The organism is Bacillus sp. TE8-1 (assembly GCF_008368855.1).
GTDB classification, from domain to species: Bacteria; Bacillota; Bacilli; order Bacillales; family Bacillaceae_G; genus Bacillus_A; species Bacillus_A cereus.
The window spans coordinates 172,339-187,247 of the sequence record NZ_QPET01000015.1 but is presented as its reverse complement, the minus strand read 5'-3'; the positions used below and the strand labels follow the sequence as shown (position 1 = coordinate 187,247).

The following is a 14,909-nucleotide window of genomic DNA, read 5'->3' as shown; positions in this document are numbered from 1 at the left end:
TTATTATGGAGAAAATTAGAAGAACTTTTTCAATTGATTTTAAAATGAAAGCTATTGAATTATACTTACATAGAGGAATTGGAAGCAAGTTAATTGGAAAGGAATTAGGAGTTACATATTCAGTTATAGATAGATGGATTAAAAAATATAAAAATGAGGGTATTCTGAGCCTACAAGAAAAACGTGGAAGATCCAAACAAAAAAATGAAATAAGTCAAGATGCTAGAATACAACGATTAGAAGCAGAAAACGCATACTTAAAAAAGCTATTAGCTACGAAAAGGGGGATGAGGTCAAAAAGTAAATCAGTAGAATATGAGGTCATTCATACCTTAAAATAGAATTTTTCAATTGTATTGCTTTGTGAAATTGCAGGTGTATGATACAAAAGGAAAAGAAAGAAAACTAAAAATTTCTGTACAAGATAAATTGGAAAAAAATCAATATTATTTGATTGATTGGGAAGATCGTCGTGGGATTGTTTCTAAAATAGCTAAAGTGGATCAGGCAAAAATAGATAAAAGTATTTTAGACAAATTGAATGAGGCCTCATAATGAATTAGGACAAATTAACTAATAGCTGTGTTAGAGTAAAGAGGTATAAGAACAAGATGTTCTAGAAAATAAGAGAGATTATTATAAAATAAAAAGAAACCGAACCGTCTGGTTCGGTTTCTTTTTATTAGGCGTGAATTGAGGCTGTAACACTTGTACAGATAATTTGCATTGCAATTCTTCTATATCATAATCCTTGTTATTTATATTTCAATATGGCTTAAATTTTTTAAACAGGGGCTATTAGAGAAGTTTTGTTGTTATATGACATATGGGAAAAAGAAATGCTGTCAATTAAAGTAACAAATATCAACGATGAAACAAATTATAGTTACTATAATAGCTGCCCCTTAATGATTAAATAACATTTATCCAGCTATTTGAGGGGAGCCCAATTGGTGAATTTTCATTAATTTTTCACTTTATTCAAATCTTGATATGTTTTGTGTTTTTATCCATACCTATTGTAAGATTATATAGAGTTCTCCTAATAAACTGTTTTAATGGATTATTTAGGAGTTTTAAATTTATAAATCTTAAATTGTTTTTTGGGGATAATTTTTTATCTAAATAAGTTATATTGAAGTAGAGGTGAACCATCGGTGAAGCAGGTGTTGGTGATTAAAAATGAACGGTCTTCAGCAAAGAAAATTGTAAGCGGTCTAACGCAAGAAGGCTATTTCATTTTAAAACTTCACAATGAAAACCAAGGTTTAAATATAATATATGAACAAGATTGGGATATTATCATATTGGATTGGGACTCATTAAGTATATCGGGACCAGAAATTTGCAGACAAATACGACTTGTTAAAACCACACCGATAATTATTGTGACCGACAATATTTCTAGTAAGGATTGCATAGCAGGGCTACAAGCAGGAGCAGATGATTATATAAGAAAACCATTTGTGAAAGAAGAATTAGTAGCAAGGGTTCAAGCAATTTTAAGGAGAAGTGACTATATCCAGCAAAATGAGATGAAATTTTTTCAGTTTAAAGATCTCTTTGTTGATGCATCTAGCAATATTGTGAAAAAAGGTGGCGAAAATCTCTCACTTACTAAGCGCGAGTATGATTTACTTGTATTTTTAATCAAAAACAAAAACACAATATTGAGCCGTGAGATGCTTTTGAATCAAGTTTGGGGATATAACGTAGTAGTAAATCCAAATGTAGTAGATTTATATATTGGGTATGTAAGAAAAAAGTTAAAGTGCGAGAAGAAAGACAGATATATTCAAACGATACATGGCAGAGGCTATTCAATGATTGACTGATAAAAATAAGATAATAAAAAAATGAGTAAAACTATTTCATTCAGTTTTACTCGTTCTTTTATTAAATGTGATAATCAAATAGTTTCTGAGAAGTATTAAAAGATGTAAAAAAATATTTCTATCAGGTAATGGATTATGAAAACATTAGCTATTAATGAGCATTTTTTGCAGGGGAAATTATGGTTTATAAGGTGCTCATCTTTTGGGTATTGTGTAGGGGACGATTCTAGCGCGCATTAGTTGAGACCGGATCTAATGAAAGTGTCTACTCGAAAAAAATCGACACGCTCTGAAGAATAAAGGTTAATCAACACGCCCGACTTCATATATTACTTTGTTTGCCTGATTTTATGAATTCACACCATTCACAAGATTTTCACAGAATTAATGACTATACTAATTAACAGGATGTTCAAATGAAAATGATTATCAATAGCGATTCAATTGAATAAAAGTTACCTTCTAATTCAATCTATGGATGTCATCATTTTCGAAATAAATCACACTATAAGGAGTATACATATGAAAAAATCTATGCTTTTAAAATTAGTGAGTATTCTAGCAGTTTTCACTTTAATGTTAGTAGCTTGCTCAGATTCAAGTAAAGAAACTTCGAAGGCTAATAATAAAGATAATGGTAGTGATAAGCCAAAAACGGTTGAAATCACTGATGCTCATGGAACTGTTAAAGTCCCTGTAAACCCAAAGAATGTAGTTGCTTTGGATAACAGAACTTTTGAAACTTTATCTGATTGGGGAATTAAATTAGCGGCTGCTCCAAAGGATATCATGCCTGCTGATTCAGCATATAAAAAGGATGAAAAAGTTCAAAATATTGGGAATCACCGTGAACCAAATCTAGAAATTATTGCAGCGGCAAACCCTGACCTTGTAATCGTTGGTCAAAGATTTGCTGACCATTACGAAGAAATCAAAAAATTAGTACCAAATGCAGCAGTTATTGATCTTAATTTTGATGTTTCTGAGAAAGCTACTAAGCCTGGCGAAAACTTAGTAAAAGGACTTAAAGATTCTACAGTTACTTTAGGAAAAATCTTTAATAAAGATAAAGAAGCTAAACAATTAGTAGCTGATTTTGATAAATCTATTGAAAAAGCAAAATCTGCTTATAACGGAAAAGATAAAGTTATGAGTGTTATCGTTACTGGTGGTAATATTGGTTTTGCTGCGCCACATTCTGGTCGTGTTTGGGGACCAATGTATGAAATTTTCGGTTGGACTCCAGCGTTAGAAGTTTCAAATTCTACTGCAGGTCATAAAGGTGATGACGTTTCTGTTGAAGCTATTGCACAAACAAATCCTGATTGGATTTTCGTATTAGATCGTGATGCTGCAACATCTGATGCAGCTAAGTCAACACCTGCTAAGGATGTTATTTCTAAATCACCTGCTCTTCAAAACACAACTGCTGTTTCTAAAAAACAAGTTATTTATGCACCAGAAGATACTTACACAAATGAATCAATTCAAACTTATATAGAGTTATTTGGAAATATGGCAAAAACTTTAGCTAAGTAGTGTAAAGGGGTACGAAACAGTGTCAAAAAATATGATTTCTAGGGTTGAGAATATTTCTCAACCCCAGTTTTATAATCAAAATAAAATATGGACAAAACCTTTTATAATAGCAGTTATAGTTGTTATAATTTTAGGGATTATATCACTGTTTACTGGAGTTTATGATATACGTGGACAAGAGGACGGGACAGAGATGTTTTTCATAACTCGTGTTCCGAGAACAGCTGCATTAATGCTTACTGGAGCTGCGATGGCGATGGCAGGGCTCGTAATGCAACTCATTACACAGAATCGCTTTGTTGAACCTACTACAACGGGGACTATTGAATGGTCAGGCTTAGGCCTGCTTTTTGTGTATTTATTATTTCCTGCCCCGACTTTAGTTCAAAGAATGACTGGTGCAATCATTTTTTCTTTTATAGGAACTATGATTTTCTTTCTATTTTTAAGAAGAGTTAAGCTTCGTTCGTCTTTAATTGTTCCGATTATTGGATTGATGCTTGGAGCAGTAATTTCTGCAGTGTCTACTTTTTTAGGACTCCTTTTTCAAAAGACGCAAAGTATTGAAACTTGGTTTGTAGGTTCATTTGCTAACATTCAGGTGGGAAGATATGAATATTTATGGCTGATTGTTATCATTACTTTTCTTATTTTTATGTATGCTAATAGATTGACTTTAGCTGGACTAGGAGAAGATGTCGCAACAAGTCTTGGAGTTAATTACAATAGAATTGTTCTTTTTGGGACTGCTCTTATCTCTGTTGCAGTTGGAATTGTTGCAGCTGTTATTGGACACTTACCTTTCTTAGGATTAATTGTGCCAAATATCGTTTCAATGTTTAGAGGTGATGATCTTAGGAGTAATTTACCTTGGGTTTGTGTGATCGGAATGGGATCAATAACTGCCTGTGATATCATTTCTCGAACAATTATAAAGCCTTTTGAATTACCTGTTTCATTAATCCTTGCAACAGTGGGAGCAGTCGTGTTTATTACTATTTTATTGAGAAAAAGAAAACCAAGGAGGCTACGATGATCACATTAGAATATAGAAATAAAGAAAATGTCGAAATCGATTCTAGCCTTCATAATGAAAGTAGATCAGCTAGCGCTTTTCGTTCTAAGAAGGAAGCAAGGCGTTATTGGATTTTACTGATAACATTGATTGGTTTAGGTCTCCTTTCTTCATATGGCCTTTTAGTGTATAACAATCCAGTTCCGATAGATTCACCTTCTTTTATCCCAGTCGTTAAGAGAAGGATAGTAGCTATTGTTGCAATGATTATTGCTGCGGTTTGCCATAGCTTGTCGACAGTTGCTTTCCAATCTATTACGAATAATAAAATTATTACTCCTTCACTTTTAGGTTTCGAATCACTTTATTCAGCAATTCAAACGAGTACAGTATTCTTCTTTGGTGCTAGTGCGTTAATAAATTTTAATGGAGTTGGATCATTTTTATTCCAAGTTGTTGTTATGGTCTTCATGAGTTTGATACTTTATGGATGGTTACTTTCCGGTAAATACGGGAATTTACAACTTATGCTTTTAGTTGGAATTATTATTGGTACCGGGCTAAATTCTGTGTCAACTTTCATGAGAAAACTACTTGCGCCTTCAGAATTTGATATTTTACAAGCAAGATTATTTGGTTCTGTTAATCATGCAGATCCTGCATATTTTCCTATTGTAATTCCTATGATCATAATTGTAGCAGTATTAATTTTTGCTCATTCTAAGAATTTGAATGTTTTGTCACTAGGAAAGGATGTTGCTACTTCTTTTGGAGTTAAATATCAACCTAGTGTAATTTATACGCTTGTATTAGTAGCTATTTTGATGTCTATTTCAACAGCTCTAATTGGGCCACTTACTTTCTACGGCTTTTTAGTAGCGACTTTGAGTTATCAGGCGGCGTCAACTTATGATCATAGATATATTTTCCCAATGGCTTTTGCCATAGGATTTTTAATAATGACGAGTGCATACTTTTTAATGTATCATGTATTCCATGCTCAAGGTGTAGTTTCAGTTATTATTGAATTATTTGGTGGAATCATATTTTTAACTATAGTTTTAAGGAAGAGGGCTTTATGATAAAAATTGATAATGTTAAAAAGTTCTATACTGATAAGGTAAAAATAGGACCTTTGGATATTGAAATACCAAAAGCAGGCTTTACTTCTTTAATTGGACCAAATGGTGCTGGAAAGTCAACGACACTTTTGATGATTGGCAGACTTTTAGATATGGATGAAGGTCAAATTCAGGTAGCAAATATGGATGTTTCTGAATCTAAATCGAAAGACTTAGCAAAAGTTTTGACTATATTGCGACAAGAAAATCATTTTGTAACTAGGCTTACAGTTAGACAATTAGTTGGATTTGGGCGCTTTCCTTATTCAAAGGGAAGATTGACTAAAGAAGATGAGGTTATCATTTCTAAATATATCGATTTCTTAGATTTAACTAGTTTAGAGAATAGATATTTAGATGAGCTTTCTGGTGGTCAAAGACAAAGGGCATATGTAGCGATGGTATTGTGCCAAGAGACGGAATATGTACTTTTGGACGAACCTCTGAACAACCTTGATGTTGCTCGTTCTGTTCAAATGATGGAGCATTTAAGACGTGCAGCTAATGAATTTGGAAGAACAATTTTGACTGTTATGCATGACATAAATTTTGCAGCTAAATACTCGGATAAAATTTGTGCTATGAAAGATGGACAAATTGCTGCTTTTGGAACAGTAGAAGAAGTTATGGACCCAACACTTTTGACAGATATTTTTGAAACAAAAATAGAAATTATTAATGGTCCTTATGGGCCGATCGCAGTTTATTAGTTATAAAATATCTTGCGTAGATTATGCAAGCTACTCTAGTTGAAGTTGCTGTCTATATTTTATAGGCAGCAGCTTTTTTTATGTGATTACTCATAAAATGCAAAAGAATGCTTCACCTTTTCAAGTATGTACCAAACGAAAAAATATCTCTGTATAATTTTTCAAAAGAATTCAGCTTGTTTTTTGTATATGTAATATTGCATATCAGAGTGTATTGATAAAATTGTAAGGGGTCACTATAATGAGGGCATAAAGATAAATCACATTTTCGTAGCAATAACAAGGAGGAAATAATATGGAAATCGCAATGGCAGTTTTAAAATTTGTAGGTGGCGTAATCCCGTTAATTCAAGAACTTTTAAAAGCATTTATGTAAATTTATTAGTTAGCAATCATTTATCAATCATTATCATATTTTACTAAAAAAAGAACGGGGTGATTTTTCTGAATATTAAGAAAAACACTAAAAGAAGAAAGTTCCTTGCATGTTTATTAGTTAGTCTATGCATTATTAATTATTCATCTATTTCCTTCGCAGAAACACAAGCAAGTAATGCAACTGATGTAACCAAAAATGCTAGTGGCATTGATACTGGTATAGCAAATCTTAAATATAATAATCAAGAGGTTTTAGCTGTAAATGGTGATAAAGTAGAAAGTTTTGTTCCGAAAGAAAGTATCAATTCAAATGGTAAATTTGTAGTAGTGGAACGCGAGAAAAAATCACTTACAACGTCACCAGTCGATATTTCAATTATTGATTCTGTAGTGAATCGCACGTATCCAGGAGCTGTACAACTTGCTAATAAAGCTTTTGCAGACAATCAACCGAGTTTATTAGTGGCTAAGAGAAAGCCTTTGAATATTAGTATAGACTTACCGGGCATGAGAAAAGAAAATACAATCACTGTCCAAAATCCGACATATGGTAATGTAGCTGGAGCAGTAGACGATTTAGTATCTACTTGGAATGAAAAGTATTCTACAACACATACGTTACCTGCAAGAATGCAGTATACGGAATCTATGGTTTATAGTAAATCACAAATTGCAAGTGCTCTTAATGTTAACGCTAAATATCTTGATAACAGTCTAAATATTGATTTTAATGCGGTTGCAAATGGAGAGAAAAAAGTGATGGTAGCGGCGTATAAGCAAATATTTTATACGGTAAGTGCTGAACTACCTAACAATCCATCCGACCTTTTTGATAATAGCGTTACTTTTGACGAGTTAACTCGAAAAGGCGTAAATAATTCGGCTCCACCTGTTATGGTTTCAAATGTAGCTTATGGTAGAACGATTTATGTAAAATTAGAAACAACATCTAAGAGCAAAGATGTACAAGCTGCTTTTAAAGCCTTACTTAAGAATAACAGCGTTGAAACAAGTGGACAGTATAAAGATATTTTTGAAGAAAGTACCTTTACTGCTGTAGTATTAGGCGGAGATGCGAAAGAACATAACAAGGTTGTTACTAAAGATTTCAATGAAATCCGAAATATTATTAAAGATAATGCTGAATTAAGTCTTAAAAATCCAGCATACCCAATTTCATATACAAGTACTTTCTTAAAAGATAATGCAACTGCTGCTGTTCATAACAATACAGATTATATTGAGACGACAACTACAGAATATTCAAGTGCTAAAATGACACTTGATCATTACGGTGCTTACGTTGCTCAATTTGATGTATCTTGGGATGAATTCACATTTGATCAAAAGGGTAACGAAGTACTAACACATAAAACGTGGGATGGTAGTGGAAAAGACAAAACGGCTCATTACTCTACAGTTATCCCTCTTCCACCGAATTCAAAAAATATAAAAATTGTAGCAAGAGAATGTACAGGTCTTGCATGGGAATGGTGGAGAACAATTATTAATGAACAAAACGTTCCATTAACAAATGAAATAAAAGTTTCAATTGGAGGAACAACATTATACCCAACAGCTAGTATTAGTCATTAAGTATAAAAAAACACTTTTTCCACGGAAGAAGTGTTTTTTTATAGGGAATACAAATAAAATTATTTTCAAAATATGTGGTTGGAATTCAAGTAAACGCAATTTTAGTGAATACATTTTAAAGTCTTGCAATCAAATCAATCTTGATATATAGTTTAGTTAAGTAAACTAAATCAAATTGTATTCGGGGGTTTTGAAATGGAAAAAGAAATAATTTCAAACGAAAATAAACAAAAAAAGCCATTGCTTTTTAAAATTGGAATAGGACTTCTAATCATATATGTTCTACTTTGGGGAAGTGCTTTAATCATACCATTTACTTCACTTTCGACGCAGGTAAAGACCATTGTCATTCCAGGGTGTATAGTAATAGGAGAAATTCTATTTTTGATAGGTGCTGTCTTTGTTGGAAAAGAAGTGGTGGCAAAATATAAAAAGTATTTAAACCCGAAAAATTGGAGAAGAAAAGGTGAGAGAGAGAAGTATGATAAATAAAAATATAGCTGAGGAAATCAATCAAACACTTGAAGAACTATGGATATTACTTGAAACGAAAGAAAGATCTTATACGAATTTTAATTTAAATAATCAGCAATATACGTTGTTAACATTAATTATTAGGTACCCATCATCCACTCCTAAAGAGTTAGCTGAAAAAATGAATGTGACGAAAAGTGCCATTAGCCAGCAGTTAGTGAAACTTGAAACGGAAGGATATATTTTCAGAAGGCAACATGCAGAAGATAAACGTGCATTTTCAGTTGAATTAGGTGAGAAAGGATTGTTATATAAAAAAGAAATGGACGCATATATGCAACAGGTTTCTGAAAAATATTATGCAAGTTTATCACCTGAAGAGTTAACAAACCTTTTATCAGCGCTTCAAAAGCTAACGAAAGTAATTGATGAGCTGTAGTGGTTATTCAATGTAAAAAATAGTATACGCTGAACAAAACGGTCAGCGTATACTAATTCATGTTTCGAATATAAAAAGTAGATTTTTAATCAAATCAATTAAAAACTAAATTGTGGTTTCATATCACCTTTATAAGGTTCATGTTCAACGAATATAGTTATATCCTTACCAGTTTGGTCTTTACCAGTTCTTTTATACGTAAATTTATTCTTATTTAGTTCAGTAAGCTCAAGAGCAGCACCGTATTTATTATTTCCAATTGAAACATGGGCTCTTATTTTATTTTCGTGTACAACATCGAAGTAGCCATAATCACCGCGGCTTTGACCTGTTTCGCTATTGAAGAACTCATATTTATTAGATTTGTCATCAAATTTTGCTAAACTTATAAAATTCGAATTAAACTGTGTTACATCGTTACCAGCTTCGTCTAATACCTTTGTTCCGTGCCAAAGGGTACCGCCCAAAATTTTATCTCCATCAACGTTTTGAACAATATCTCCTGTATTCGTGTTCAGCTGCTTGTCCGGATCAGTGAAAGAAAGTTCTTTTTCTTTATATGGGACATGTTCAACGAAAACTTCTACATCTTTACCGTTAGCGTCTTTCCCCATTCGTTTATAAGTAAATACATTTTTATTTAGTTTTGTCATGTCAACGACAGCTTGATACTTCATTGATTCTGAAATTAATATTCTCTTCTTCCCATCATTTGTGACAAAGAAGGTTCCTTTATCGCCACGACTTGCACCTGTTTTAGCATCAAAAAATTCATATCTGCCTGACTTTGCATCATACTTTGCAAGACCAATGAAGTTTGCATTCTCTTTTGTTAAGTCATTCTTATCTTTGTCATACACTCGTGTACCTTGCCAATTTGTCTCGCTAAGAATATTAGCCATTTTTTGCCCTTTAGTTAATTTGTTTTCCTGCTTTGTTTCTTTAGCAACTTGTTCTTGTTTTTGTTTCCCGTGATTTTCTTCAGCTTTAGTACCAGCACACCCTGTTAATACTAATGTGAATCCGAGCAGTACGGATGATAGTGCTTTTGTTTTTTTGTTCATGTTTTATCGTCTCCTTATTTTATGATTTCAAGTAGTACGGTTAGCGATTATAGTAGCAGTGCGTCATATATGAACTTAGTTGCTACGTTTCTTATGTTAATCCCCGACTATAAACTGCCTCTAAATAAAACATTAAAAAAAGATAAACTAATTCCTAAAAAATGTTCATATTTATAAAAAATCGCTAGATTACTGTAGTGCCTACGAGTAATCCAAAAAATACATTGTAAAGAAGAAGGAAAGCCGCTAATAATAATGTAATTGCTAATTGTAGCTATGCGGAAGTAATAACGTTGTGAAACGATTTTGGGGTATATAGTTTCAGTGTGAAAAAAGTGAAAGTTGCTATAAGTACAAATGGATTTTGTGGACTTCACGGCAAAGTTATAGATAGAGTGGCATTGCAGGGTTAAAAACCATAACTTTGCTGGAGGAGCGGGTTATGGTTTTTTTATGAGGAAATACGATTTTAAGTTTTTGCTGAAGGTGTTTTTCTAGGATATGCTGTGAGTGATTGGAGTGAGGTAGTGTCAGATATTGTCGACCAATCGATATATTGGAAAAATCGTTGATATATTGTGAGTTGTGATAGATATATTGAGAAAATCGTTGATATATTGTGAGTTGTGATAGATATATTGAAAAAATCGTTGATATATTTGTAAAGGGGTGTTTGAGGTGATTGTGAAAGAAAGAAAAATGCCGATTTATATAAGACAGTTAGAAGCACTGCTTAGAAGGTTACCTGTACATCATCCAAAACGAAATTTAATTGGAGAAAACTTGGCAAAACACATGGCGGGGTATAAAGGGGAGCAAGCAATTGATTATCCACTTAGTTTTATTTCTGAGAAAGAGTAGAGTGTTTTACATGATGTTCGCTTATCTAATCATGATCAATACTTTCAAATTGATACTATTATCATTTCCACAAAGTTTCTTCTTTTTCTTGAGATAAAAAATATAGCAGGTACATTAATGTTTGATGCAAAGTTTAATCAACTTATCCGAATAACAGAAGGAAATTCAGAGGGATTTCCAGATCCGGTTTTACAAATAAAAAGGCAAGAAATACAATTAAAGAAATGGTTAAGCTTACATGGATTTTCCTCTAGTCTTCCAATCGAGTCCCTCGTTGTTATTAGCTCGCCTCGTACCATTATAAAATCTTCAGATGACAATCTTCTTCATACAATTATTCATAGTGCAAATTTACCTCATAAAATAAAGTGGTTTGAAAGTAAATATAAGAGAAAAGTTATAGATAATGTAGATAGGCTCATTCATCAAATAATAACGGAGCATTCTCCACTTCAACAAAATATACTTGAGCAATATAAAATAGAAAAAGAGGAGTTGTTAAATGGAGTACAATGTGAGAAATGCTTAGTTATTCCAATGGTTAAAGTGAAGAAGGGCTGGCGTTGTACAAGTTGTAAAGATTTTTCAAAAGTGGCACATGAGGATGCTATACGAGATTATGCATTGCTCATTAGTACGACATGTACGAACGGTAATTTGAAAGAGTTTCTCCATGTTTCGTCGGGTATGGTTGTAAACAGAATTCTCCACACACTAAATCTCCCCTACACTGGAAACAACAAAGGACGAATATATGATTTAACTTCTTTCCAATCGTAATTTTGCTATAATAAATAAGTACTTATACGAAGGGGAGTCTAAAGAGAAAATGAAGTCATTTAATATCGATCATGTTATAGCTAGTGTTTTGCAATGGATATTAAATATAGCTTTAATTATATTATCCATTGTGTTATCGATTTTCTTAGTGAATGAGACAATTACGTTTGTGCAGTATATTTTTTCGGCAAAAGAGTATACGTCTTATAAATTGGTTGAAAGTATCATCGTCTATTTCTTATACTTCGAGTTCATTGCATTAATTATTAAGTATTTTAAATCGAACTATCATTTCCCGTTACGTTATTTTATTTATATCGGAATTACGGCCTTAATTCGATTGATTATTGTGTCTCATGAGGAACCGATGGAGACGTTATTATACGCAGGAGCAATTCTTGTTTTAGTTATTGCTTTATACATATCGAATATGAGAGATTTGAGAAAAGAGTAGTAGTGCAGACATAAGTTTGCACTACTTTTTTATATCTTGACCTTCAAGTTGCTTGAAAGTTTACAATGAAATTAGGGCGTTTGAAATCGAAAAAAATTGAGAAATTAAGTGAAGAGGTTTCTTTTACTTGGAGGTTATAGGAATGAATCAGGAATTGAAGTTACGTCCATTGGAACGAGAAGATTTAAAGTTCGTACACGAACTGAATAATAATGCGCATATTATGTCGTATTGGTTTGAAGAGCCATATGAGGCATTTGTGGAGCTGCAAGACTTATACGATAAACATATACATGATCAAAGCGAACGCCGATTTATCGTTGAGAAAGACAATGAAATGGTTGGATTAGTTGAGTTAGTAGAAATCGATTATATTCATCGTAGAACAGAATTCCAAATTATTATTGATCCGAATTATCAAGGATATGGTTATGCAGTGGATGCGACGCGTTTAGCAATGGATTACGCTTTTTCCGTACTAAATATGCATAAGATTTATTTAGTTGTAGATAAGGAAAATGAAAAAGCAGTACATGTTTATAAAAAAGTTGGGTTTATGATAGAAGGTGAGCTTATCGATGAGTTTTTCGTTGATGGTAATTATCATAATGCGATAAGAATGTGTATGTTTCAGAAGCAATATTTTGAAAACAAATAGTTGAAAGATTCGGAAGTAATGTTGACGCTTCGTAAAACCGTATGCTAAAATCCTTTTTAAGTATTAAGGAAGGTGCATAATATGCTTTATATAAAATTTGTAAAACTCATTAGAAAACTTTGCTCCGCACAAATGTATACGGTGAAGCGTTGTACGGAGCTTAATCAAGGGGTATAAATCCCCTATATTCATCGGCTGAATAACTTTTCTAAAAAAGTATAGTGTATCTATGCTTATTTCGTTATGGTTTTTCAGCTGGTGTATAAAATAGATTAAGGGGCCATAGACAATGCTTTGTCTATGGCCCTTTGTGTATATTATTCCGATGAGTCTTTACTGTAAATTGGAGTAGTATAGGAAAAACCACGAAGCAGAGGGCTAGTGTCGAATGACGCTATCTCTCTGCTTTTTTTAATTTCAGGAAAAGAGGAATAAAAATGAGTTTACTTAAAGTGGAAAGTTTATCACATAGTTTTATAGATAAAGTATTATACGAAAATGCTTCTTTTGATTTGCATAAAGGGGAGCATATGGGAATTGTTGGACAGAATGGTGCAGGAAAAAGCACATTAATGAAAATATTGGTGGGGGAAATTATTCCTGATAAGGGAGACATAAAGTGGCAACCTAATATTCAAATTGGACATCTTGATCAATACGCAGAAATTGATGAGGGTTACACCATTTCAAAATATTTAAAGAGAGCCTTTTATGATTTGTATGAAATGGAAAAGAGAATGAACAAGTTATATGAAGAAAGTGCGATGACTGGAGATGAAAATCAACTATTGAAAGCGGCAGAAATTCAAGGACTGCTCGAGGCTCATGATTTTTATTCAGTAGATAGTATTACGAATAAGGTGGCAGCCGGTTTAGGTATTGATGTGATTGGGATGAATCGTGTGATTGGTGAATTAAGCGGAGGGCAGCGTGCAAAGGTAATTTTAGCGAAGCTCTTATTAGAAGAGCCTAATATTTTATTGCTAGATGAACCGACGAATTTTCTCGATAAGGAGCATGTGGAGTGGCTTGCTAATTATTTAATGAATTTTGAAGGAGCATTTATTGTCGTATCACATGATTTTGATTTTCTGGAAAAGGTAACTTCTTGCATATGTGATGTAGAGTTCGGGACAGTTAAGAAGTATTACGGCAAATACTCAGATTTTGTAAGGCAGAAGGAGCATTTGCGAAAAGATTATATTCGCCAATATTATGCACAGCAAAAGAAAATTGAAAAAACGGAAGAGTATATTCGTAGAAATATTGCTGGGGTGAATTCAAAAATAGCGCAAGGTCGTAGAAAACAATTACAGCGTATGGAAAGAATTGCGCCACCAAGTTTTACTCATAAACCGTCTATTCATTTTCAGGAACTTCCCATTTCAGTTCAGACAGTTCTTGAAGTAAATAATCTTGAAGTTGGTTACGACTTCGCTCTCTTACCAAAGTTGAATTTTTCAGTAATGAGTGGGCAAAAACTTGTCATTACAGGTTTCAATGGAGTAGGGAAATCTACTTTATTAAAAACAATCGTTGGAAATATTGCTAGTCTTTCTGGAGAGTTTCACTTTTCAGAGCAAATAAAGATTGGATATTATGAGCAAGATTTAAATTGGAGCAATGATTCTTTAACGCCGCTTCAAATTATTTCAGAACAGTTTCCTAAACTGAATATGAAGGAAATACGTCATCATTTAGCTGCGTGTGGAGTGAAGGATACGCACGTTTCGCAAGAAATTCGTACGTTAAGTGGTGGTGAACAATCGAAGGTGAAACTGTGTGGATTATTACTATCACCTTGTAACTTCTTAATTTTAGATGAGCCGACAAATCATTTGGATGCAGAAGCGAAGGAAGCTTTGCAAAAGGCGTTAATTAAGTTTAAGGGCAGTATTATACTCGTATCTCACGAAGCAAGTTTTTATCTTGATTGGGCAGATAGCATCTTTCATATAGAGACGGGATTAGTTAAGGGGGTGTGA

The 14,909-nt window shown here is 33.0% G+C and carries 13 protein-coding genes and 2 pseudogenes; 14 read left to right on the top strand and 1 reads right to left on the bottom strand.

What is annotated here, in order from left to right:
• The first annotated feature begins 5 nt into the window (after positions 1–5).
• The 10 genes and pseudogenes from DN404_RS16705 (at position 6) to DN404_RS16660 (ending at position 9,107) form a co-directional block, all read left to right on the top strand.
• Complete coding sequence (locus tag DN404_RS16705; RefSeq protein WP_149215251.1) at positions 6–341, top strand: transposase; 336 nt, start codon at positions 6–8, stop codon at positions 339–341.
• 31 nt (positions 342–372) lie between these two features.
• Positions 373–555, top strand: a pseudogene (locus DN404_RS16700) (DUF1093 domain-containing protein); the annotation flags it as partial.
• Between the two features lie 602 nt (positions 556–1,157).
• Positions 1,158–1,835, top strand: coding sequence for a response regulator transcription factor (locus tag DN404_RS16695; RefSeq protein ID WP_025118102.1), 678 nt, complete (start codon positions 1,158–1,160; stop codon positions 1,833–1,835).
• Positions 1,836–2,357: 522 nt separating this feature from the next.
• The gene (locus DN404_RS16690) at positions 2,358–3,374 is read left to right on the top strand and encodes a siderophore ABC transporter substrate-binding protein (protein ID WP_000749447.1); all 1,017 of its coding nucleotides are present in this window, start codon (positions 2,358–2,360) and stop codon (positions 3,372–3,374) included.
• Positions 3,375–3,393: 19 nt separating this feature from the next.
• Positions 3,394–4,410: an ABC transporter permease gene (locus DN404_RS16685; protein WP_086388916.1), complete on the top strand. Its 1,017-nt coding sequence runs from the start codon at positions 3,394–3,396 to the stop codon at positions 4,408–4,410.
• Positions 4,407–5,471: an iron chelate uptake ABC transporter family permease subunit gene (locus tag DN404_RS16680; RefSeq protein ID WP_149215250.1), complete on the top strand. Its 1,065-nt coding sequence runs from the start codon at positions 4,407–4,409 to the stop codon at positions 5,469–5,471. Before DN404_RS16685 ends, DN404_RS16680 begins: the two co-directional genes overlap by 4 nt.
• The gene (locus DN404_RS16675) at positions 5,468–6,220 is read left to right on the top strand and encodes an iron ABC transporter ATP-binding protein (RefSeq protein ID WP_000590070.1); all 753 of its coding nucleotides are present in this window, start codon (positions 5,468–5,470) and stop codon (positions 6,218–6,220) included. The genes DN404_RS16680 and DN404_RS16675 overlap by 4 nt, the downstream gene beginning before the upstream one ends.
• 435 nt (positions 6,221–6,655) lie before the next feature.
• A complete protein-coding gene (alo, locus tag DN404_RS16670) occupies positions 6,656–8,194 on the top strand; it encodes an anthrolysin O/cereolysin O family cholesterol-dependent cytolysin Alo (RefSeq protein ID WP_149215249.1) in 1,539 nt (512 codons plus the stop codon).
• Positions 8,195–8,389: 195 nt separating this feature from the next.
• Positions 8,390–8,686: a transporter suffix domain-containing protein gene (locus DN404_RS16665; protein ID WP_000409981.1), complete on the top strand. Its 297-nt coding sequence runs from the start codon at positions 8,390–8,392 to the stop codon at positions 8,684–8,686.
• Positions 8,676–9,107, top strand: coding sequence for a MarR family winged helix-turn-helix transcriptional regulator (locus DN404_RS16660; protein WP_000608841.1), 432 nt, complete (start codon positions 8,676–8,678; stop codon positions 9,105–9,107). Before DN404_RS16665 ends, DN404_RS16660 begins: the two co-directional genes overlap by 11 nt.
• A gap of 98 nt (positions 9,108–9,205) precedes the next feature.
• On the opposite strand, the gene DN404_RS16655 is transcribed toward DN404_RS16660, so the two are convergent.
• The gene (locus DN404_RS16655) at positions 9,206–10,171 is read right to left on the bottom strand and encodes a DUF4822 domain-containing protein (RefSeq protein ID WP_149215248.1); all 966 of its coding nucleotides are present in this window, start codon (positions 10,169–10,171) and stop codon (positions 9,206–9,208) included.
• Positions 10,172–10,855: 684 nt separating this feature from the next.
• On the opposite strand from DN404_RS16655, the pseudogene DN404_RS16650 reads away from it, so the two are divergent.
• The 4 genes and pseudogenes from DN404_RS16650 to DN404_RS16635 all read left to right on the top strand — a co-directional run bounded on the left by DN404_RS16650 (position 10,856) and on the right by DN404_RS16635 (position 14,909).
• A pseudogene (locus DN404_RS16650) lies at positions 10,856–11,812 on the top strand (nuclease-related domain-containing protein).
• A gap of 49 nt (positions 11,813–11,861) precedes the next feature.
• Positions 11,862–12,266 carry a phosphate-starvation-inducible protein PsiE gene (gene psiE / locus DN404_RS16645; protein ID WP_000834708.1) on the top strand — a complete coding sequence of 135 codons (405 nt, stop codon included), beginning with the start codon at positions 11,862–11,864 and terminating at the stop codon, positions 12,264–12,266.
• A gap of 142 nt (positions 12,267–12,408) precedes the next feature.
• Positions 12,409–12,924 (top strand): spermidine N1-acetyltransferase, encoded by a 516-nt coding sequence (gene speG / locus DN404_RS16640; protein ID WP_149215247.1) that lies wholly within the window; start codon positions 12,409–12,411, stop codon positions 12,922–12,924.
• A 437-nt stretch (positions 12,925–13,361) separates the two neighbouring features.
• Positions 13,362–14,909, top strand: coding sequence for an ABC-F family ATP-binding cassette domain-containing protein (locus DN404_RS16635; protein ID WP_149215246.1), 1,548 nt, complete (start codon positions 13,362–13,364; stop codon positions 14,907–14,909).